The organism is Cognatiyoonia sp. IB215182, from assembly GCF_033963905.1.
Lineage (GTDB): Bacteria > Pseudomonadota > Alphaproteobacteria > Rhodobacterales > Rhodobacteraceae > Yoonia.
Window position 1 is genome coordinate 467,076 of sequence record NZ_JAXBMB010000001.1, and the last position, 20,963, is coordinate 488,038.

21 protein-coding genes are annotated in these 20,963 nt (G+C 58.0%); 10 read left to right on the top strand and 11 right to left on the bottom strand.

Annotated elements, in window-relative coordinates; translation table 11 throughout:
* Positions 1 to 92: 92 nt before the first annotated feature.
* Positions 93 to 2,039, bottom strand: coding sequence for a threonine--tRNA ligase (gene thrS, locus SLH47_RS02415; RefSeq protein ID WP_320237740.1), 1,947 nt, complete (start codon positions 2,037 to 2,039; stop codon positions 93 to 95).
* A 196-nt stretch (positions 2,040 to 2,235) separates the two neighbouring features.
* On the opposite strand from thrS, the gene SLH47_RS02420 reads away from it, so the two are divergent.
* Both SLH47_RS02420 and SLH47_RS02425 read left to right on the top strand, forming a co-directional pair.
* Entirely contained in the window at positions 2,236 to 2,826 is a 591-nt protein-coding gene (locus SLH47_RS02420) for a hypothetical protein (protein ID WP_320237742.1), read from the top strand.
* 98 nt (positions 2,827 to 2,924) lie between these two features.
* Positions 2,925 to 3,170, top strand: a complete 246-nt coding sequence (locus SLH47_RS02425; RefSeq protein ID WP_320237743.1) for a hypothetical protein — start codon at positions 2,925 to 2,927, stop codon at positions 3,168 to 3,170.
* A gap of 54 nt (positions 3,171 to 3,224) precedes the next feature.
* Here SLH47_RS02425 and SLH47_RS02430 read toward each other — a convergent pair whose 3' ends face one another.
* A complete protein-coding gene (locus SLH47_RS02430) occupies positions 3,225 to 3,647 on the bottom strand; it encodes an MAPEG family protein (RefSeq protein ID WP_320237744.1) in 423 nt (140 codons plus the stop codon).
* Positions 3,647 to 4,393 (bottom strand): metalloregulator ArsR/SmtB family transcription factor, encoded by a 747-nt coding sequence (locus SLH47_RS02435; RefSeq protein WP_320237746.1) that lies wholly within the window; start codon positions 4,391 to 4,393, stop codon positions 3,647 to 3,649. The genes SLH47_RS02430 and SLH47_RS02435 overlap by 1 nt, the downstream gene beginning before the upstream one ends.
* A 90-nt stretch (positions 4,394 to 4,483) precedes the next feature.
* Here SLH47_RS02435 and SLH47_RS02440 point away from each other — a divergent pair, with 90 nt between their 5' ends.
* From SLH47_RS02440 to SLH47_RS02460, 5 genes are all read left to right on the top strand, one after another.
* Positions 4,484 to 5,245, top strand: coding sequence for an alpha/beta hydrolase (locus SLH47_RS02440; RefSeq protein WP_320237747.1), 762 nt, complete (start codon positions 4,484 to 4,486; stop codon positions 5,243 to 5,245).
* An 84-nt stretch (positions 5,246 to 5,329) separates the two neighbouring features.
* The gene (locus tag SLH47_RS02445; RefSeq protein ID WP_320237749.1) at positions 5,330 to 6,667 is read left to right on the top strand and encodes an MFS transporter; all 1,338 of its coding nucleotides are present in this window, start codon (positions 5,330 to 5,332) and stop codon (positions 6,665 to 6,667) included.
* Complete coding sequence (locus SLH47_RS02450) at positions 6,660 to 7,517, top strand: alpha/beta hydrolase (protein ID WP_320237751.1); 858 nt, start codon at positions 6,660 to 6,662, stop codon at positions 7,515 to 7,517. Before SLH47_RS02445 ends, SLH47_RS02450 begins: the two co-directional genes overlap by 8 nt.
* 97 nt (positions 7,518 to 7,614) lie before the next feature.
* The gene (locus SLH47_RS02455; RefSeq protein WP_320237753.1) at positions 7,615 to 8,331 is read left to right on the top strand and encodes an alpha/beta hydrolase; all 717 of its coding nucleotides are present in this window, start codon (positions 7,615 to 7,617) and stop codon (positions 8,329 to 8,331) included.
* A 178-nt stretch (positions 8,332 to 8,509) separates the two neighbouring features.
* On the top strand, positions 8,510 to 9,214 hold the full coding sequence (locus tag SLH47_RS02460; protein ID WP_320237755.1) for a glyoxalase superfamily protein: 705 nt from the start codon (positions 8,510 to 8,512) through the stop codon (positions 9,212 to 9,214).
* 27 nt (positions 9,215 to 9,241) lie between these two features.
* Here SLH47_RS02460 and phaZ read toward each other — a convergent pair whose 3' ends face one another.
* Positions 9,242 to 10,513: a polyhydroxyalkanoate depolymerase gene (gene phaZ / locus SLH47_RS02465; RefSeq protein ID WP_320237757.1), complete on the bottom strand. Its 1,272-nt coding sequence runs from the start codon at positions 10,511 to 10,513 to the stop codon at positions 9,242 to 9,244.
* A gap of 69 nt (positions 10,514 to 10,582) precedes the next feature.
* Between phaZ and SLH47_RS02470 the strand changes: the two genes are divergently transcribed.
* The 3 genes from SLH47_RS02470 (at position 10,583) to phaR (ending at position 13,721) form a co-directional block, all read left to right on the top strand.
* Complete coding sequence (locus SLH47_RS02470) at positions 10,583 to 12,379, top strand: class I poly(R)-hydroxyalkanoic acid synthase (RefSeq protein ID WP_320237758.1); 1,797 nt, start codon at positions 10,583 to 10,585, stop codon at positions 12,377 to 12,379.
* Between the two features lie 147 nt (positions 12,380 to 12,526).
* Positions 12,527 to 12,976, top strand: a complete 450-nt coding sequence (locus SLH47_RS02475; protein WP_320237976.1) for a phasin family protein — start codon at positions 12,527 to 12,529, stop codon at positions 12,974 to 12,976.
* A gap of 202 nt (positions 12,977 to 13,178) precedes the next feature.
* The gene (phaR, locus tag SLH47_RS02480; protein ID WP_320237759.1) at positions 13,179 to 13,721 is read left to right on the top strand and encodes a polyhydroxyalkanoate synthesis repressor PhaR; all 543 of its coding nucleotides are present in this window, start codon (positions 13,179 to 13,181) and stop codon (positions 13,719 to 13,721) included.
* 2 nt (positions 13,722 to 13,723) lie between these two features.
* Here phaR and SLH47_RS02485 read toward each other — a convergent pair whose 3' ends face one another.
* The 7 genes from SLH47_RS02485 to SLH47_RS02515 form a co-directional block, all read right to left on the bottom strand.
* Positions 13,724 to 14,929 carry a DegT/DnrJ/EryC1/StrS family aminotransferase gene (locus SLH47_RS02485; protein WP_320237760.1) on the bottom strand — a complete coding sequence of 402 codons (1,206 nt, stop codon included), beginning with the start codon at positions 14,927 to 14,929 and terminating at the stop codon, positions 13,724 to 13,726.
* Positions 14,930 to 15,001: 72 nt separating this feature from the next.
* Entirely contained in the window at positions 15,002 to 16,306 is a 1,305-nt protein-coding gene (locus SLH47_RS02490; protein ID WP_320237761.1) for an FAD-binding oxidoreductase, read from the bottom strand.
* Between the two features lie 4 nt (positions 16,307 to 16,310).
* A complete protein-coding gene (locus SLH47_RS02495) occupies positions 16,311 to 17,126 on the bottom strand; it encodes a hypothetical protein (protein WP_320237762.1) in 816 nt (271 codons plus the stop codon).
* Positions 17,093 to 18,445 carry a glutamine synthetase family protein gene (locus SLH47_RS02500; protein ID WP_320237763.1) on the bottom strand — a complete coding sequence of 451 codons (1,353 nt, stop codon included), beginning with the start codon at positions 18,443 to 18,445 and terminating at the stop codon, positions 17,093 to 17,095. Before SLH47_RS02500 ends, SLH47_RS02495 begins: the two co-directional genes overlap by 34 nt.
* Positions 18,442 to 19,125 carry a type 1 glutamine amidotransferase gene (locus SLH47_RS02505; protein ID WP_320237764.1) on the bottom strand — a complete coding sequence of 228 codons (684 nt, stop codon included), beginning with the start codon at positions 19,123 to 19,125 and terminating at the stop codon, positions 18,442 to 18,444. The genes SLH47_RS02500 and SLH47_RS02505 overlap by 4 nt, the downstream gene beginning before the upstream one ends.
* Positions 19,126 to 19,221: 96 nt before the next feature.
* On the bottom strand, positions 19,222 to 20,028 hold the full coding sequence (locus tag SLH47_RS02510) for an ABC transporter permease subunit (protein ID WP_320237765.1): 807 nt from the start codon (positions 20,026 to 20,028) through the stop codon (positions 19,222 to 19,224).
* A complete protein-coding gene (locus SLH47_RS02515) occupies positions 20,025 to 20,909 on the bottom strand; it encodes an ABC transporter permease (RefSeq protein WP_320237977.1) in 885 nt (294 codons plus the stop codon). Before SLH47_RS02515 ends, SLH47_RS02510 begins: the two co-directional genes overlap by 4 nt.
* Positions 20,910 to 20,963: the final 54 nt, after the last annotated feature.

The following is a 20,963-nucleotide window of genomic DNA, read 5'->3' on the forward strand; positions in this document are numbered from 1 at the left end:
TGCGGCAGCCTGTCGCGGGCCCAAACCACTGAAAAACAATGGCAAGAGCCCGCATCCGTATGTCTAATGTTACAGGTTCCAGCGCTGGAATGTTACAGAAGATCCGGCGGTGTCGCGGCTTTTCCGAGTTCTGAAACAATCTCATCAAGTGATGTTACAGATGTCTTGTTTTCGCCAAGACGCCGCACTGTCACGGTTTTCTCGGCGACCTCGCGCGCACCCAGCGCCAGAATGACCGGCACTTTGCCCACGGAATGCTCGCGGACCTTGTAATTGATCTTTTCGTTACGGATATCCACTTCGGCCCGCACGCCAGCCGCCTTCAGTGCCGCAACAACTTCACGCGCATAATCATCCGCATCTGACACGATGGTCGCCACGACCACCTGCCGCGGGGCAAGCCAGAATGGCAGTTTTCCTGCATGTTCCTCGATCAGGATACCGATGAATCGTTCGAATGATCCCAGCGTGGCACGGTGCAGCATGTAGGGGCGATGTTTGCCGCCATCCTCGCCAATATAAGTGGCACCCAGCCGTTCGGGCAGGTTGGGATCAACCTGGAACGTACCGCATTGCCATACCCGGCCAAGGGCGTCAGTTAGGTAGAAGTCGAGTTTGGGGCCGTAGAATGCGCCATCACCTTCTTCCAATCGGAAATCGCGGCCCGTCGATTTGATCGCACCTTCCAGCGCCCCCTCGACATGGTCCCAGCTTTCGTCAGAACCGACACGCTTTTCGGGGCGCGTGGCAAAGGCAATCTCGAATTTCTCAAAACCGAGGTCTTTGTAGATATCCGCGAGAAACTCGATGAACTTAGCGCACTCCGCCTGGATCTGATCCTCGGTGCAGAAGATATGCGCGTCATCCTGCGTAAAGCCGCGCACGCGCATGATGCCGTGCAGCGCGCCCGAGGGTTCGTAGCGGTTGCACGATCCGAACTCGGCCAGCCGCAGCGGCAGATCTCGGTACGATTTCAGACCCTGATTGAACACCTGCACATGGCAGGGGCAGTTCATCGGTTTTAGCGCGTTGATCGCCTTTTCCTTGGCATGTTCTTCCTCGACCTCAACGATGAACATGTGTTCCTGGTATTTGTCCCAGTGGCCCGAAGCCTCCCACAGCTTCCGTTCAACCACCTGCGGAGTGTTGATCTCCCGATAGCCACCGGCGCGCTGTTTGCGGCGCATATAATCTTGCAACGTGGTGTAGATCGTCCAGCCATTCGGATGCCAGAAGACCTGACCGGGGGCCTCTTCCTGCATGTGGAAAAGGTCCATCTCACGACCCAGCTTGCGGTGGTCGCGCTTGGCGGCCTCTTCCAGCATGTTGAGGTGCTTGCGCAAGCCTTCCTTGTTGGTGAAGGCGCAGCCATAGATCCGCTGCAACATCGCGCGGTCGCTGTCGCCGCGCCAATAGGCGCCGGCGATGGACATCAGTTTGAAGCCGTCCGCAGGCACCTGACCGGTATGTTGCAGATGCGGCCCGCGGCACAAATCCTGCCAGTCGCCGTGCCAATACATCCGGAGCGGTTCATCACCGGGAATGCTCTCGATCAGTTCGACCTTATAGGGCTCGCCTCGGTCCCTGTAATACTGAATGGCCTTTTCGCGTTCCCAGATTTCGGTCGTGACCGGTTCGCGCTTGTTGATGATTTCTTTCATCTTCTTTTCGATCAGCGCGAGGTCTTCGGGCACGAAGGGCTCGGCCCGGTCAAAGTCGTAATACCAGCCGTCCTTGATGACAGGGCCGATAGTCACTTGTGTGTCGGGCCAGATCTCCTGAACCGCGCGCGCCATGATGTGGGCGAGGTCATGGCGGACCAGTTCCAGCGCGGGCTCTTCGTCTTTCATGGTGTTGATAGCGATGCTGCTGTCGTCCTCAATCGGCCATTGCAGGTCCCAGTGCTGGCCGTTTACGGTCGCGCTGATCGCCTTTTTGCGCAAACTGCTTGAGATATCGGCAGCGACATCGGCAGGGGTGATGCCAGCCGCATAATCGCACGCATTGCCATCAGGAAAAGTCAGGGAAATCTGTGCCATTGGTGGCAAGCTCCTCGTCGGTTTGGCGCCTACGGAACGCCCGGTTGCGGGTTGTATGTGGGCCGCTATCTCGCCGGAGTATGGCCCTTTGTCAAGCTATGTTGTTGCGATGGAAGGGGTTTTATGCAGTATCTAGATTAGGCAGGACTGGGAAACGGCACATTTCCCAAAACCAATCGAGAAGAGGTATCCAAAGATGATACGAACAACGGCTATGATTGCAGTGGTTGCCGGGCTTGCAGCTTGTGGTGATGAACCTGGTGATGATGAATCGCTGGCTGGTGGCGGTGGTGGTACACCCGCACTCACTTTTGACCAGTTAGTAGATGTTGACTCAAACCTTCGAGCGGAAATTGGCTCGGCAAGCGTGACACCCGAAGACGACATTCCCGATAGCGGTTCGTCGATCTATCGCGGTGCACTAACGCTGACATTGCAGGATGGCAGCGGGGATGGCGTAATCGGCGAGGCCCAATTGAATGCGAATTTCGGCACCAATGTCGTTACCGGTGGGGCAGATAACTTCTTTAACCTCGACGGCAGCGCCACAGCCGGCAGTGTAACGATTTCAAACGGTGTCATTTTACCTAGTGTGGGTCAGGTTAATGGTGATATCAATGGCACAGTGACGTTTGACGGCACGCCATTGGCCTTGGATACCACATTGTCTGGAACAATTCTGGGCAATGACGCGGACTATATCACGGGCATTGTATCGGGCACGGCTGCGGATAGCAGCACTGCGACAACGGTCGGCGTGCAGGGTGGCCTTGTCACCGAACGTTAGGTTTTACGCGGTATACCGACATATACGTTGACTGCGACATCTTATCGGCTAAATACGACAGTGTTTCCGATAAGAAACCAACATGTTGGGGAAAGTATATGCCGCGCTACAACCGGAGCTTTGATCTGAGCATCAATGATATCGATATGATCGAAGAGGCCTTGCGCGCCCGCGGGCGTGAGCTTTCCGGGATGCGGCTGGCCCTTTCGGAAGAAAACCCTGCCCATCTGGAATCGATCCGCGTGATTGAGCAGGACCAGCGCGCGAATGAGGAATTGTTGGGGCGTCTGCACGACCAGAAGATTTTTTATCGTCCCAAAACTGCTGTTTACGTCAGCGGTTAGGGTGTCAGACGGATGGCACGCACGCCCCTCATGAGGCGTGCGTCGCATCGTACATCAATGCGCGGCTGCGAACACGGCGTAGGCCATGATCAGGCAGCAAATCCAACCGGCAGAGAAGATGATCGGACGCAAAGGCATGCGTGCCCAGCCTGAGATATACCCGATCGCGTGCGCCACCCTGATCCAAAAGAAAGCGATGGCCGTCCAGTAGGTCAACGCGGTGAACCCGTCAAAGCGGTCCACCAGCAGAACGAGAATTGCGAAGGGCACCAATTGTTCAAGCAGGTTCAGATGCGCACGGTGCGCGCGATGGATCCATTCCGGCAGCAGATGAGGATTTGCCGGGCGGATAAAGCCATCGGGGACGCCCTCTGTTTCGGGCAGCCGCGCGACGCCGATGATATAGGGAAGCCACATCGTGGCGGCGAAAATACCCAGGCATGTCAGAACGCCCAGCTCTGTTGGAAAGCTTCCCATCACGCAGCGCTCCCGAAATTGGCAGGTTCGCCGGTTTCAAGCCAGGTCTTGAGGCCGGACATCATGCGGGCCCAGCCGTCAGCCACACCTTCCTGACCTTCGGGGATGTCGTAATGCTCGACAGTCAGCTTGCATTGTGGCCCTTCGGGTTCGATCAGATAGACGAATGAGGACGTCGCCAGCGGGACATCGGGGCCGGCCCAATGGGGTTCAAACGTGCTTTCAATCCGGGATTTGGGTGTTTCTTCGATGCTGGTGCAGACCAGCATCTTGTTGTCGTCGGGCGTGTAGTAGATCAGTTGATTGCCCTCCAGCTCAATTCGGTTGGCCATGAAATGATAATTGGCCATCCCGTCGGGCTTGGTCAGCGCGTCCCACAGGGCGTCCTGTGAGCAGCGAATGAATGTCTGCATGACGAAATCAGGCTTCTTCGACATCGGTTTCTCCAGTTCCTGTTTCAAATCTGCCATGGCCCTTGCAGCCGAGCGGGCGAGGAGTGGTTCGACCCAACGGTCGATCACCTCCTGCAGGGGCATGGCGTTCAGATAGTGATATTTGAACCGCCCCACCTTGCGCGGGACGATCAGGTTTGCGTCCTCAAGAACCTTGAGGTGTTTCATGACCCCGAACCGGGTCATGTCCAGTTGCTCTTCCAATTCCATCAGGCTTTGGCCGTCCTTGGCGCGCAGACTGTCAAGAAGCGCGCGGCGGGCGGGGTCGTTGAGGGCTTTGAAAATCGCATCCATGGCTGTCTTATACGTGACTAAATACTCACGTGACAAGATAGTCACTTAATAAATCTTGCGCTCGGCGCCTGGCTGTGATCCTGTAAGTGCATGGAAAACAATGGTGAAATCCCGTCATTCATCTCGCCAGAAGGGCGGCGTATTGCCTATCATTTGACGGATGGAACCGGCCCTGCGGTGGTCTTTCTGGGCGGATTCAAGTCCGATATGGGCGGGACCAAGGCCGTTTTTCTGGAAAAATGGGCCCGCGATTCGGGGCGTGCCTTTCTACGTTTCGACTATTCCGGGCATGGGGATAGTGGAGAGGCCTTCACCGATGGCTGCATCGGTGACTGGTTCGCGGATGCCTGCGCCGCGATTGGGCTGCTCGCTGGAAAGGTCGTGCTGGTCGGGTCCAGCATGGGCGGGTGGATATCGCTGCTGGTTGCGCGCGCGATGCCTGAACGCATTGCTGGCATGGTGACCATCGCCGCCGCCCCGGATTTCACCGAGGACAGTATGTGGGCCGGGTTTTCAGACGCGCAGAAGGCGGAGCTGCAAAGCGCGGGGCAGGTGGCCCTGCCGTCAGAGTATGGAGAGCCATACATCATCACCAAACGCCTGATCGAAGAGGGGCGGCAACGCCTTGTCCTGCGCGACCAGCTTTCTTTGCCATTTCCCGTGCGGTTCCTGCAGGGGACGGCGGATGCGGATGTGGATATGTCCGTCGCGCTGCGCCTGCTGGATCATGCGGAAGGGCCGGATATGCGCCTGACGCTAGTCGACGGCGCGGATCATCGGTTTTCGAATGAGACCTGCCTCGATCTGATCAAAGCGTCGGTCGAAGATGTGCTGACAGCACAAGATGGGTGAAATCATCCTTCCTACGCCACGTTTTGCTTTTCTCTGCGGGTCAGCGCGCGTCTAATCGCCCGGAAGGCCGTGGGAGGAATGGTGATGGCGTTGTCGATGGGTCAAAAGGCCGGCTGGGGCCTCGCGGATGCGGGGATCGTTGTCTTTGTCATCGTCAAGCAATTGCTGATTGTCAGCTATCTGACGACATATCTCGGCATCCCCGTTGCGATTGCGGGTTTTGTAACCACCATCGTCCTGATCTTCGACATGATCACCGATCCGTTGATCGGCTATTTCAGTGACCGGACGCAAAGCCGTTTTGGTAGGCGCGCGCCGTGGATGTTTGCTGGTGCCATCGTCATGGCTTTGGGCATGGTGGGGCTGTTCATGGCGCCGGTTGAGGCGGCGATGGGCGCGAAATTGACCTGGGTGATCGCGGCGTTCGGGATGGCCACGATTGGGTTCACCATGTGCGCGATCCCCTATGGCGCGCAGGCGGGTGAGATCACGCAGAACCCGCGCGAGCGGTCGACGATGACCGGCTGGCGGATGGCATTCGCGACAGTCGGCATTCTGGTCGGTGGCGCTGTTTTGCCCGGTCTTGCCGGGGCCTTTGGGTTTCCGATAGCGGCGCTCTATGTGACACCGCTGATGATTGGGGCGATCTGGCTTTCGCTCTGGTCGACGCGGAACGCACCACGTATCGAGACGGCTGCAAAGACCGGGTTTGTCGCCGCATACCGCCTTGTGTTTTCGAACCGGACCTTCGTCGTGCTGGCGCTCGGCTATGGCGTGATGACCTTGGCGGTGGCGCTGATCACCGCCGGGCTGCCCTTTGCCGCCGCTTATCTTGTTGTCGATGACGGGCAAAATGCGCTTTCAGGTGCCGCAGAGGCGCTGACGGTGCTGAGCGTGCTTTTCGGTGCATTCTTTGTTGGTGCCATTCTCAGCCAAGTCTTCTGGGTGCTGATCTCGCATCGTCTGGGCAAGCTTTGGGCGCTGGTCATTGGATTGTCGGGCTATGTGGCGCTGCTTTACGGGCTGTCGGGCATTTTGCCGTCCACGAATGTGACGCTGGTCGCGGGGGTGTTTGTGATCGCCGGGATTACCAATGGCGCCTATCAGCAGATCCCGTGGGCGATGTATCCTGATTTGATGGATGTGACCCGCGAGGAAAGCGGGATCGCGATTGAGGGTGCGTTTTCTGCTGTCTGGTTGTTTGGCCAAAAGCTCGCCAATGCGATTGCGCCAGCACTGTTGGGGCTGATCCTCGCCCGCGCTGGGTGGCAGGAAACGACAGAAGGCTTCGTTGCGCAAATTAATGCGGCGCTGGAGGCCCTGCAACTGGCGATCACACTGATCCCGGCGGGCATTCTGGTGGTGGCGGTTTTCGTCTTGCTGATGGTCTATCGCCCCATGGCGGTGCGCGCCCTTGCCTGAACTTGACCGCATAGAGGCTCAGATCGCCGCAGAAGAGGCGCAGGTGCCAGGGTTGCGACCGGGTTGCGCGCGGCGGATTGTCTGGGCGGGCGAACCGGCAGTGAAGACGTCTGTCGCATTTCTTTACATTCACGGGTTTTCGGCATCGCCGGAGGAGTTGCGCCCGCTGCCTGATCTGGTCGCCAAAGGGCTGGGCGCGAACCTTTATTTCACGCGATTGACCGGGCATGGGCAAGATGGGGATGCGATGGCCACGGCGACGCTCGCCGCTTGGCGACAGGATGTGGCCGACGCGGTCGCTGTCGCGCGGTTCCTTGGGGATGAGGTGATCCTGATGGGATGCTCCACCGGCTGCACGCTCGCCACGCTGGCCTTGGCGGAGGGGCTGGAGGCCAAAGCGGTGATCCATATCTCGCCCAATTTCGGCCTGCGCAACAGGGCGGCGCAGATGGTGATGGACATGCCCTTTGCGCAGCATTGGGGGCATCTTCTGGCGGGCAAAACACGGTCATTCGAGGTGATCAGTGAGGCGCATGCCGCCTATTGGACAACGGAGTATCCGACCGCCGCAGTCCATCCGATGGGGGATGCGGTGCGCGCAGTGCGCCAGGCTGATCTGGGGCAAGTCAAGGTTCCTGCCTTCTTTGCTTACAACCCGGCTGATCAGGTTGTGCATGATGCCGACACACGCAAGGTGATCGCCCGTTGGGGCGGGCCGGTCACGACATTGCTGCTGGAGCAGGGGCCTGGGGATGACGTGATGGGGCATGTGATGGCCGGTGATATCTTCAGCCCCAGGCAGACGGGGTCCCTTGCCGAAAAGATACTCGCATGGGTGAAAAGCGCTTAGTCCGGCCTAAACCCTTGCGGTAATGACCATTGCGGGCCACACTTCAGCAAAATCTCCGTCAGAGAGAGTTTGCGCATGTCCGCCGAGCAGGCCCCCGATGCCCAGTGAAACGCTGGTGATGATTCCGCCCATCCTGAGCGATGCGCGGGTCTTTGACGCGCAAATTCGTGCGCTGTCGCGCCAGCACGCGGTATTGTTTGCACCGACCTGCCGGGGCGAGCGGATGGAGGAAATCGCAAGCCAGATCCTGAGCTGGGCCCCGACGAAATTCGCGGTTGCGGGGATGGGGATGGGCGGCATGGTGGCGATGGAGATCCTGCGCCGCGCGGCGGATCGGGTGACGCGTATCGCGCTGATCAGCACCAGCCCGCAGGCTGACACCCCTGAGGCAGCCGCTGCGCGAGAGCCGCATATCATCGCCGCCCGCGCCGGGCGTTGGGCGGACGTGTTGCAGCATGAGATTAACTCCACCTGGATGGCGCCCACTGCCGACAAGGTCGGGCTGGTGCGGCAATTGACCGAGATGGGCCAAGACATGGGTCCCGAGACCTACGTCAAACAAGCTCGTGCGCTGCAGCGCCGCAAGGACCAGCAAGCCACGATGCGCAACATCACGCAACAGACCGTCGTGATCTGCGGCCGGCACGACGGTCAGTTCCAGTTGAAACGTCATGAATTTCTAGCGGAACTCATCCCCTATGCACAACTTCAGGTCATTGATGAGGCTGGTTATCTGCCCACGTTGGAAGCGCCCGATGAGGTCACTGCATTGCTGCAAGAGTGGATGAAAGCACCGTTGATGCTGCGCTCATAGGTTGACTGGCATGTTGCGCTTCCATACTTTTAAGCGAGGCATGGACCGCCTGCCGCGCGCGCCCGGACAAGGGTTTGGTGAAGGTCTCTGGAAGAAATCTGATCTGCTTTGAACGGGATAAGCCCGTCAGCAATGCGCGCCCTGATGATTTGGTTTGTCCCTGATCAAGGAGATCATGATGAACGCTTCACGCGACCCAAAGGCTATGGCCAAGACCCTGCGCAGTGATGTTGCCGCATATGGGCTGCAGTTGAGTCACAGCCAAAGCTTGGAAATCGTGGCCCATCAACTGGGTCACGCGGATTGGAACACGGCAGCTGCGGCGTTGGCCGGAGGTAACTTCGGACCGCTGCAGTTGCCTCTGGGTTGGCAGGTGGCCGGATCGAACGCCACTGATTATCGGATTGGGATTGATCCGGACGCGCCCGGCGCGCCTGCAACAATCCAGTCGCTCGAGCATCGTGGACCGCATACCGGCTTTGCGACGCTCGTACAGATGGTCGAAGCGGCGCCGTTTCGTGGGAAGCGGCTGCAGCTTTCGGTCGAATTGTCCAGCGCCCATGTCACAGGCGCTGCAACGATCTGGATGCGGATCGATGATGCTGTCGGGCGCAATATTCGCTTTGACAACATGGAGGATCGCCGGAGTGACGGTGTATTGGTTGGTACAAAAGACTGGACCGAGCGGCAGATTGTGCTGAACGTGCCAGAAGGTGCCGACACGCTGCATTACGGGTTTTACCTGCGCGGGGAAGGGCAGTGCTGGTCGCGCGGCTTCAATCTGCGCGAGGTCGATGAAAGCGTGCCGGTTACATCGGATGGACGTAAGGTTCTCGAACAGCCTATGAATCTGAACTTTGCGGAGAAGTCTGTAGTGGCTTGACTGGGTTGGGGCGGCTCTATGCCGCCTCTACTTAAGGCTGACGACGTTGGCTGATTTGCTTTTGGCGGCACCGGAATTCGCATCAATGAAATCAAGCACCAGTGGCCGGATATTGTTGCGCCAGCTGCGGCCCGCGAAAATGCCGTAATGGCCCGCGCCCGGTTCCACATGTGAGGCCTTTTTGTCATCGGGCAGGCCCGTCAGCAGACCGAGTGCGGCAAGGCATTGGCCGGGGGCGGAGATGTCGTCTTCTTCGCCCTCAACGATCTTGACGGCGACAGTCGTTACCTTGCTGAAATCGACCTTGTGGCCCGCGACCGTGAAGTCGTTGCGTGCAATCTCGCGGCCTTTGAAGATGCGTTCGACGGTGGAGAGATAGAACTCTGCCGTCATGTCCATCACGGCAAGGTATTCGTCGTAGAAGTTGTTGTGGCGATCATGCTCTGACGCTTCGCCTTTGGCGACGCGGATGATCTCGTCCCGGAAGGAATTGGCGTGCATCTCGGCGTTCATGGAAATGAATGACGCAAGCTGCAAAAGGCCGGGGTAAACCATGCGGCCTACGCCCGCATATTTGAAGCCTACCCGCTGGATCATCGTTTCTTCCAGCTGGCCCATTGTGACGGTCCGGCCGAAATCCGTGACTTCGGTATGGTTCGCCTCTGGGTCCACGGGGCCGCCGATCAGCGTGAGCGAACGTGGCTGTGCATCGGGGTCGAGTTCCGCCAGATAAGCCGTTGCGGCCAGCGCGAGCGGGACTGGCTGGCAGACCGCGATCACGTGAACGTCAGAGCCGAGCTCGCGCATGAAATCCATCAGATAGAGGGTGTAATCCTCAATATCGAATTTGCCTGCGCTCACGGGAATATCGCGCGCATTGTGCCAGTCGGTGATGTAGACATCGCAGTCGGGCAGCAGGCTGATCACTGTCTTGCGCAGCAGCGTCGCATAATGGCCCGACATCGGGGCGACCAAGAGAACCCGGCGCTTGCTGGGTTTGCGGCCCGGCATTGTGAAGTGGATCAGATCGCCGAACGGTTTTTTGACAACCGTTTCAATCTCAACCGGGTAGTCGCGTCCCTTATCACCGGGAACTGGCGGGATGTTCCAGTCCGGCTTGGCGATCATCCGTTCAAATGTGCGTTCGGTCACCTCGCCCCAGGCTTTCAGCCAGTCGATCGCCGGATTAGCCCCCCAGGACATCACTGGATAAGACGCCAAAGCACGTGCCGATGCGCCCAGCCATTGATTGGTGTTACGCATGGTTTCCATCAGGTCATAGGTCATCATATACTTCATGTACTCGGTCTCCGATGGTCAGCGCGCGGCGGAATGCTGCAGCTGCAGCATACGCCAAGGAAGGTTAATATGACAACAAACGATTCAATTGAGGCGGCGAATGTTAGCCCAAATGTTGCAAAACTTGAGGCAAACCTCGCCCGAGTTGAAGAGTTAACACAGCGTTTGTTGAAGGTTATGGGCCACGGCCGCCATATTGCACTGGCGCTGCAGGGGCCGAGCCAGGAACTCTATCTGAAGGCTGCCACTGCCTACATGACTGAAATGATGCACAATCCTGCCAAGCTGCTTGAGCATCAACTGGAATTCTGGGGCAAATCCGTCAAGCATTATGTCGAAGCGCAGCATCTTCTCGCGCAGGGCAAATTGCATCCGCCTACGGACGAAAGCCCAAAGGATCGCAGGTTTGCGCATGAGTTGTGGGACACAAATCCATACTTCAATTTCATCAAGCAACAGTACCTGATGAACGCTTCTGCAGTGCAGCAGGCCGTGGAGAATATCGAGACGCTTGATTCTGAGGAAAAGAAGCGCCTGCGGTACTTCAGTCAGCAAATCGTAGACATGGTCAGCCCGACGAATTTCCTGCCGACCAATCCCGAAGCATTGGCACTTGCCGCTGAGACCGAAGGCGAAAGCCTTGTGGCGGGCCTTGAGAACCTGATTGCGGATCTGGAGGCGAATGATGGTGATCTGGTGGTCACCTTGGCGGACAAATCAGCCTTCAAACTGGGCGAGAACCTGGCCACGACGCCCGGTTCGGTCGTGTTCCGTAACCACCTGTTTGAGCTGATCCAATATGCGCCAACGACGGACAAGGTCTATACCACGCCGCTCATCATCTTCCCGCCCTGGATCAACAAATTCTACATCCTCGATCTGAAACCGCAGAACAGCCTGATCAAATGGGCGGTTGAGCAGGGCTATACGGTTTTTGTCGTCTCATGGGTCAACCCCGATCCCGGCTATCGCGATACGTCGATGACCGACTATGTAGAGAGCGGTTATCTGACCGCGATCAACGAGGTAAAAGATATCTGCGGCGTCAAAAAGTTGAATGCGGTTGGGTATTGCATCGCCGGAACGACGCTTTCCCTGACACTCGCGTTGATGAAAAAACGCAAGGATACCTCGGTGAACGCGGCGACCTTCTTTACGACGCTTACCGATTTCTCGGATCAGGGTGAGGTCGGCGTGTTCCTCGATGACGACTTCGTCGACGGGATCGAGGCGGAAGTGGAAGAGACCGGTATGCTCGATTCCTTCTTCATGTCGCGGACATTCTCATATTTGCGCTCTAACGATCTGATCTATGGTCCTGCGATCAAAAGCTACATGATGGGCAAGGCGCCGCCTGCCTTCGATCTGCTTTACTGGAATGGGGACGGCACCAACCTGCCAGCGAAGATGTCAGTCGAGTATTTGCGCGGGCTTTGTCAGCACGACAAATTCGCGACAGATGGGTTCGAGATCGCGGGCGAAGTGGTTAAGCTCGAGGAGGTGACCGTGCCGCTTTGCGCCATCGCGTGTGAAACGGACCATATCGCCGCGTGGAAAAGCAGCTATGCCGGTGTTCAGCAGATGGGCGCAAAGGACAAGACCTTTATCCTGTCCGGCTCGGGCCATATCGCGGGCATCGTCAACCCGCCGAGCAAGAATAAATATGGGTTTTACACCAATCCCGAAATGGGGCTGACGGCGGATGACTGGCTGGACGCGGCGGATCAACATGAAGGTTCATGGTGGCCGACCTGGGACAAATGGTTGTCACAAAAGTCTGGTAAAAAGATACCTGCGCGTGAGCCGGGAGATGCGGATCACCCGGTTCTCGCCCCAGCGCCTGGCACATATGTTGTTGCTAAGTAGCGATTTCCTTTAGGTAAATTTGCGCATGCAGAAAAATATGCTGCAGTGCAGAAAAAAGACTTGAAATGCTGCGGTGCAGCATGCATATTGGTGTCACGAGATAAACGCGGAGGGGGCTCCGCTAGTACTGAAAGTGAGACTGATCAAATGGCAAAGACACAAGACTTCACCGCCATCTTCAAAGACATGATGGGTGCATTCCCTGTCGACACAAAGGCAATGGAAGAGCAGTTCAAGAACCAGACAACGCTGGCAGAAAAAATGTCTGCTGTTGCTCTGGACGCAGCTGGCAAGTCGGCTGAATTGTCCGCGAAATGGACACAAGACACCATCGCCAAGATGGAAGCGATGTCCAAAGCAAAGGCAGAGCCTGCTGACTACGCAAAAGCGATGACAGACTTCGCATCGGCTTCTGCTGAAAGCGCTGCAGAGCATATGTCTGCTTTCGCTGAGATCGCGAAAAAAGTGCAGACACAGACCATGGAACTGGTTCTGGCCGCTGGTAAGGATCTGTCCGAGGACATGACTGCCGCTGCGAAAAAAGCGACCAACGAAGTGACAGCCGCTGCGAAGAAAGCAACAGCTGCCGCAAAGTAAGTAACGCCCAAAACAACCCCATCCTCCCTAGGGGTCTGTTTTTCGAATGACGGTCTGCATTGCGCGGGCCGTCATTTGTTTCCACGGTCAGTGGCCGCCGAACGTCCTGTTCCGCTAAGTGACCCGAGCAGGATTTGCTTTCCTTTCTTGCAGACGCAGCATAGGCTTGCCGACAGCGCACTATGTCTTGGGAGGGACGCCCGTGACCGACAATAACAAACCGCTACTGATCAAGCGCTATGCGAGCCGCCGTCTGTATAATACGGAAACGAGCGACTATGTGACCTTGGAAGACATCGCTGTTTTCATCCGTGAAGGACGCGATGTGCAGATTGTCGATTTGAAATCCGGTGATGACCTGACGCGTCAATATCTGTTGCAGATTATCGCAGAGCACGAAAGCCGCGGTGAAAATGTGTTACCCGTTGATGTCCTGACAGATCTCGTGCGTAGCTATACCAGCCAGGCGGCGTCTGTCGTGCCGCAATTCCTGCAAGCCAGTTTCGAGATGCTGCGCGAGGGGCAGTCGAAAGCCATGGAGAACATGACGAAGGCCAACCCTATGGCCGCCATGCCCGGTTTTGAGGCGATGCGCGCCCAGCAAGAGGCGTTCTTTAACGCAATGACTGGGGGCATGATGCCGGGGGTCAGCAAGTCAGAGTCGAAAGATGATGGGGACGATCTGGACCAGATCAAGGATCAGCTCGCTGCATTGCAGGAGAAACTCTCCAAGATCAGCAAGTAACGCTACGCGTTGCTCGCGACTTGCGCTGCTTTTTCACCTGCCGAGTCCATTACCTGCGTGACCGCATTCAGGATGATCTCGGCGATCACATCACATTCCGCCAAAGTCAGCCTTGCAGGTAATCTGACATCACAAGCCCGCATCAGCATCGCGCGGGTCTGCGGCAGGTCGGGAACATCCGTCAGGAACTGCCAGTTCCAGAACGCGCGCGCATTATCCGCGCTTTGCCCAAAGACCTGCACGCTTACCCCAGCGGCCTTGGCAGCGGCGACAAAGCGCGCCGTCTCGTCTGCGGACATGTCGATCAGATTGAACTGGATGGAATCCGGTGCCCGCTCTTCCGGCGGCAGCTTTGCGGGTACTTGCAGCCAAGGCGACTGATTAAGCTGGGCGGCCACATGATCATGATTGCGCCGTCCCTGCTTGATCCGGCGCGGAAGCTCGTCAAGTTGTGGACGGATCACCGCCGCCGACAATACATTGAGCCGCTGGTTATAAAGCGGCAGCTTGTTCTGCCACTTGGCAAAGGCGGCCTGCAGCACAGGATGCTTTTTCCAGTTATGCTCATACGCGCCGGACATGATGACAGCGCGGGCAATCAGGTCCGCATCATCAGTGATCATAATGCCGCCTTCGCCAGCGTTCAAGAGCTTGTAGGACTGAAAGCTAAAGCAACCGATCTTGCCAATTGTCCCAATGTTCTTGCCGCCCCAAGTGGTGCCGAGCGAGTGCGCCGCATCCTCGATCACTGGCGTATCAGCCGCATCGCTAAGCGCCATGATCGCATCCATATCCGACGTATGACCCCGCATATGGCTGATGATAACGGCATCCACCTCAGGCAGCTTCTTCGCGAAATCATCGAGGTCGATCCGGTAGTTATCGCTGCATTCGCAAAGAACCGGTACGCAATCGGCATGGACGATCGATGATGGCACGGCCCCAAAGGTGAAGGCCGGGATCAGTACCTTTGCGTCACGCGGCAGCCCCAACGCCTTAAGCGACAGGAACAGGGCCGCCGAGCAGGACGAGACGGCAAGGGCGTATTTTGCACCCAATGCGCGTGCAAACTCCGCTTCAAGCAAGGCAACAGGCGAATTGTCAGAGGTGTAGCGGAAGAGATCACCCGATTGCAGCAATTGCCGTACGCTCACAAGTGCGGCGTCGGGAATGGGTTCGGCATCATAGACATTGGGCACTTGGGACATGGCACTGCTCCTTGTCGTTGTTGTTGGCCAAAGGGTTAGCAGCCTGCATGTCACAAGCCTGTGACATCGGCGTCAAATACCCAGCCTGTCGCGCAAAGCATACCATGACATGGCCAGTGTCAACAGAGGTGCGCGCATAGCGGGCCCACCCGGGAAGTTGGGCACCTTAAGCGCCGCGAGAGTGTCGAACCGTCCGGCTTGGCCCGCGACGGCTTCGGCCATCACCTTCCCCGCGAGCCCTGATAGTGCGACGCCATGGCCGGAGAAGCCTGCTCCGGAAAGGATGTTTGGTGCCACACGCTGGATCGCGGGCAGGCGGGTCATGGTAATGCCCAAGGTGCCGCCCCAGACATAGTCGACCCCCACACCTTTCAATTGAGGAAACAGATGCGTCATCCGTGCGATGAGCGCCGTGCTGATGTCCTTGGGAAATCCAATGCCGTAGCTTTCGCGCCCGCCAAAGAGAAAACGGTTGTCTTCCGACATCCGGTAGTAACTCACGACGAATTTGCTGTCAGCTACCGCTACGTCGCTGGCCAATATCTCTGCAGCCCTGTCGCCAAGTGGTTCGGTTGCGCAAATGAAGCTGTTGATTGGCATCACCTTGGCTGCGACCGTTCGGGTAAGATTGGGCAGGTAGCCATTGCCCGCGAGGATCGCGTGCTTTGCCCGGACGCATCCGCGATTGGTGCGCAAAAGAACAGTGTCGCCTTCGACAATGTCGTGGACCTCCGACCGATCATAAAGCCGCGCGCCCGCGTCTTCGGCCAATCGGGCCAATCCCAGCGCATAGCGGAGCGGGTGAATGTGGCCTGCACCATGATCCAGGATGCCGCCCCGATAACGCGGCGATTTGACGAGATCGCGAAACGCATCTGCATCCATCGGCGTAACTTGATCATAGCCGTATTGTGCAGCCAGATGTACCGCCTCATCAGCATATTCTGCCGCTTCCCTGGCGCTATAGCAGCCATGGGCAATCCCGGGTTTATACTGCGCCTCGGGAATGTGGTTGGCACAAAGGTCGCGAATATCGGCTTTCGCTTCTTCCGCCAGTGCCCACAGATCTTGGGCCATCTGACGTCCGTAGCGTTTTTCCAGATCGGTCTGACCCGCATTAAAGCCGCTGCCCACCTGCCCACCATTCCGGCCCGACGCGCCAAAGCCGGGCCTATGCGCATCAAGCTCGACAACATCCATGCCCTTTTGCGCCAGATGCCATGCGGCCGACAGCCCCGTAAACCCGGCACCGACAATGCAGACATCCGCCTTGGTCTCACCGTAAAGCGGCGGCCGCTCGGGCGGCACATCCGCGCTGGCCGTGTACCAGCTTTTGGGGAGCTGGCCTGGCGTGTCGTTGCGATAAAGCGGGTTCATCAGTTCAACCCGTTGTGAACTCTAGGTGAATATGATCGTCGTGGCGTGCGGCACTACAGCCCTGAAACCGGATGGCGTCGCTTGAGACACCGAGACGTTCGGCCAGATAGGGTTCGACAAAGATCTTGTAATCGCTTCCGACCGGGTTCTCGGCGAGCCATCGCAACGCCTCACCCGTTCGTGCCGCATCAAGCGGCCAATCCCGCAAGTAGGGTTGCGCCCAAGCGACATCCCACCGCAATGAAATGCCCGTATCGCTGGCGCAGGGTTGCGGGTCACCGGGCCCCGGCTGCTCAAACCCCCAATAGCCGATAAAGGATTTGGTCTGACCTAGCCGGTACTCTCCGCTCTGATCAGTGTAGTAGAAGGCGAGGTCAAGCTTGTTGCCATCATCATGGGACAGGTGCGGCAACATCGCGAAGCCGTCAATAAAGGGAAAGCTGGCATCAAGGGCGCGTGTGCGTGTTCCGGGAAAGCTTTCATGCATATGGGCGGCCAACGCGTCGGCATGCGCCTTCATCTCCGGGTTCACGTAGTGGCGGTTGAGCGCGCAATAAAGCGGGTTGAGCACAGCAATCTGGTTGGGGCCTGCATCAAGGCAGGGCAGGGGTTCCCGCCCGGCCAGCGGGGCTGTGTAGTGAGCAACCACAGTGAGTCCCAGATAGACGACGAGAAAGGATAGGAGAAACCGCCCGAACGCCATCCGCAACAAAAGCGCCAGACCCCAGGCGATGCCGCCGATCTGCGTCAGCGCGGTCAGCGCGATTATGATCAGCCCATGCCAGATCATACGTTCAGCAACAGATGTTCGCGTTCCCACGGGCTGATCACCTGCAGGAATTCGTTGTATTCAGCGCGTTTCACAATCGAATAGACCCGTGCAAATTCCGGCCCCAACACATGATGCATCGCTTCTGCTTCATCAAAAAGATCAAGTGCGGTGTAAAGCCCTTGCGGGATTTCATCCTCGGACTCGTACGCATCACCGCGCCATCTTTTGTCGGGCCGGATCTCGTTCTTCATGCCTAAGTACCCGCAGGCAAGTGAGGCCGCGATACAGAGATATGGGTTGCAATCCATCCCGGCGAGACGGTTTTCAACCCGGCGCGCCTCGGGTGGTGAGACGGGAATGCGGATGCCCGTCGTGCGGTTGTCGCGCCCCCATTCGAGGTTGATGGGCGCAGCATGGTCGCGCACGTAGCGGCGGTAGCTGTTCACGTAAGGTGCGATCATCGCGATCACGCTGGGCATGTGCTCCTGCAGGCCGCCGATAAAGTGAAAGAACGCATCCGTCTCACCACCCTGCGGGCCGGTGAAGATGTTGCGGCCCGTCTCATCCAGGATCGAGTGATGCACATGCATGGCCGAGCCCGGCTCACCCTCAATCGGTTTGGCCATGAAGGTGGCGAAACAGTCGTGTTTCAGGGCCGCTTCCCGGATGAGCCGTTTAAAATAAAACACCTCATCGGCCAGTTTCACCGGATGACCATGGCGCAGGTTGATCTCTAGCTGTCCGGCACCGCCTTCCTGCGCGATGCCGTCGATTTCAAATCCCTGGATTTCAGCGAATTCATAAATGTCATCGATCACCGGCCCGTAATCGTCCACGGCGGACATTGAATAGGCCTGCCGCCCAGCAGCCGGGCGCCCGGTGCGGCCCATCATCGGTTCGATTTCCTTGGCCGGGTCGATGTTGCGAGCGACGAGGTAGAACTCCATTTCAGGGGCGACGACAGGGGTCCAACCTTCGGCTTCGTAAAGCCCGACGACGCGCCGCAGTACGTTGCGTGGTGCAAAGGGGACCGGCTCTCCCTTTTGATCGAAGGCGTCGTGGATAACCTGCAAGGTCCCATCATCGGCCCAAGGGGCCGCTGTGGTGGTCGACAGATCGGGTTTCAGCACCATGTCGGGTTCGAGAAAGCCGTCTGGCCCCGCCGCCTCGCCCCAATCGCCGGTGATGGTCTGAAAGAAGATCGAATTGGGCAGGTGAAAATGCGCCTGTTTTTCCCATTTGCCCGCTGGCACCGCCTTGCCACGTGCGATGCCGGGCAGGTCGGCGATAACGCATTCCACCTCGTCCAGCCGGTTTTCCTGCAGATAGGTTTGGGCGGCAGGCGGGATCTGATCGACCCAGGTCATGAGATGGATCGCGACTTGAAAAATGAAGCGATTTGCGCAGCAAGTCGTTCATTCGCAACGGGCTCGTTGAGGTTCGCAGCCACCTCATCAAGCTGGTTCTGCGGCACGATCCCAGGCCCGCGATGCCGGGCAAGACCTGCCACGAAGTCAGCACCGAACTCCGGATGCGGTTGCACGGTGAATGCTTTCTGGCCGTAGATGAGGGCCGCGTTGTCGCAAAAACCATTCGTTGCCACGATGCGTGCCGCCGCCGGACGCTCCACAACCTGATCCTGATGCCAGGCGTTCAAGGCAATGGTTTCGCCTTCCCAGTCATAGGTCTGACGCCCGACCGCCCAGCCACCGCCAAACTTCTCGACCTTCCCGCCTAGGGCTTGCGCAATGATCTGGTGGCCAAAGCACACGCCGACCAGCGGGATGTCGGCGGCGTAGATGTAACGGATCATCGCCTCGAGCGGTGGAATAAAGGGATGATCCTCATAGGCGCCATGCTTTGAGCCGGTGATCAGCCATCCCTCGCACAGATCAATGGCGGCAGGAAAATCCATATCCACCACAATCCAGGTCTCGAATTCGAAATCATGCCCATCCAGCAATCGCTGAAACAGATGTTCATAATCGCCAAGATCGTCCCGCAGCGCATCTGGCGCGTGTCCCGTTTGCAGGATACCGATTTTCATAGATCACCACATCGTTGGCCTCGCCTCACGCTATCGTGGGACAAGATTGGTCGCAAGCGGGCGCTCTGATAGGCGGGGATCATTGCCGTTTGTGTTCTAGCGGATGATCTGCGGCCTGAGTTTCATTTTTTGGCGTGTTTGCTGCGGCAGGTGCCGGTTAAGACGCCGATTGATCAGCCCGAAGATCCCGATGATCACGAGCGTAAGCAGGATGAAGTACCCGGCAAGGATCGGATAGGGGATGAAGGGGTTGAACGTCTTGTCGGCGAAGTAGTTTGCGTAATAGAGCGCATCGCCCCGTTGTTGCGCCGCCGGGAAGCCGGAAAAGAAGACCAGCGTTGTGGCGTGGAAAAGAAAGATCGCCTCGTTCGTATAGGCGGGCCAGGCGAGGCGCAGCATTGTGGGCCAGATCACGCGGCGGAACCGCGCCCAGCCGGAAAGGCCGTAGGCGTCGGCGGCTTCGATATCGCCCTTGGGGATCGATTTCAGCGCGCCAAAGAAAATCTCACCCGAATAGGCTGCGGTGTTCAGAAACAGGACCAGAAGTGCGCCCGCCCAAGCCGAGGTGAAGGGGTCAAAGAAGTCCGAGACGCCCTTGAGGTTTAGGAACAGGAAATAGGCGAAGAAGAACTGGATAAAGAGCGGGGAGCCGCGGAAGAGAAAGATGAACCACTCTGCCGGTTTGCGGATGAGCGGGTTGCGGGCGGCCTTGCCCACGGCGACGCCGGTGGCCAAGAGAAAGCCGGAGGTCAGCGCGAAGAATCCGAAATAGATATTCCAGATCATGCCGGAGCCGATCAGCGTGAATTGCTGGCACAGCGTGAAATCGCTGCGTGGCAACAGCCGCTCGCCATAGCCGAGGCTGCGGAAGGCGTAATCGGCGATCGTTTCCCAGCAACTCATGCGGCGGCCTTGCGTTGGGCCTCGCCCGCTGCCGCGGCCTGGCCATGGGTCAGGCGCGCCATGATCCGGTCAAGCACGACTTCCGAGATTTTGGTGAAACCGAGATAGAAGACAAGCAGTGCGAGGAAATACCACATGCGCCAGTCGCCATGGGGGTAGTCGGTGAATTGTGGGGTTTTCGTGCCGCCCAATTCGCGGGCCCAGTAGACGATATCCTCGACGCCGAGGAGGAACAGCAAGGGTGTCGCCTTGATCAGCACCATCCAGAGGTTCGACAGGCCCGGCAGCGCATAGACCCACATCTGTGGGACGATCACGCGCCAGAAGGTCTGGCGTGATGTCATGCCATAGGCCTCTGCCGTCTCAATCTGGCCGCGCGGCACGGCCCGCATCGCGCCGAAAAGGACATTGGCAGCAAAGGCCCCGAAAACGATGGCGAAGGTCAGGACGGCGAGGGAAAATCCGTAAGTCTCATGCACCCATTGCGGCGCATTGCCCAAGGGGAGTTTGGCGGCGGCACAGACGATGAAATCGTTGCCCTGCCAGACCTCGGCCTCCCAATCGGGGCATTTGATGCGGTGGCGCAGATACTCAAACGCCTGGTCGAGCGCTATGACAAAGAAGAGGAAAAAGGCGATATCCGGCACACCGCGCACAATCGCGATATAGGTGTTCCCGAACCAGCGCAGGGGCAGGATTTGGCTACGTGCCGCCGTCGCACCACCAAAGCCGAAGGCAAGCGACAAGGGGGCCGTGATCGCCAACAGCAACAGCACCGTGCCGACCGCGTAATAGATCGACATATGTTTGCCGGTTGTCAGATAGCATGAAAACCACGCCAATCCGTCAAGTGCGGCAGGATCAGTGCAATAGCTGAAAATGCGGGATGCCTCGGGCTAGGGTTGCGCCCCGCGCGGGGCGGGGCGCAAAGGGTC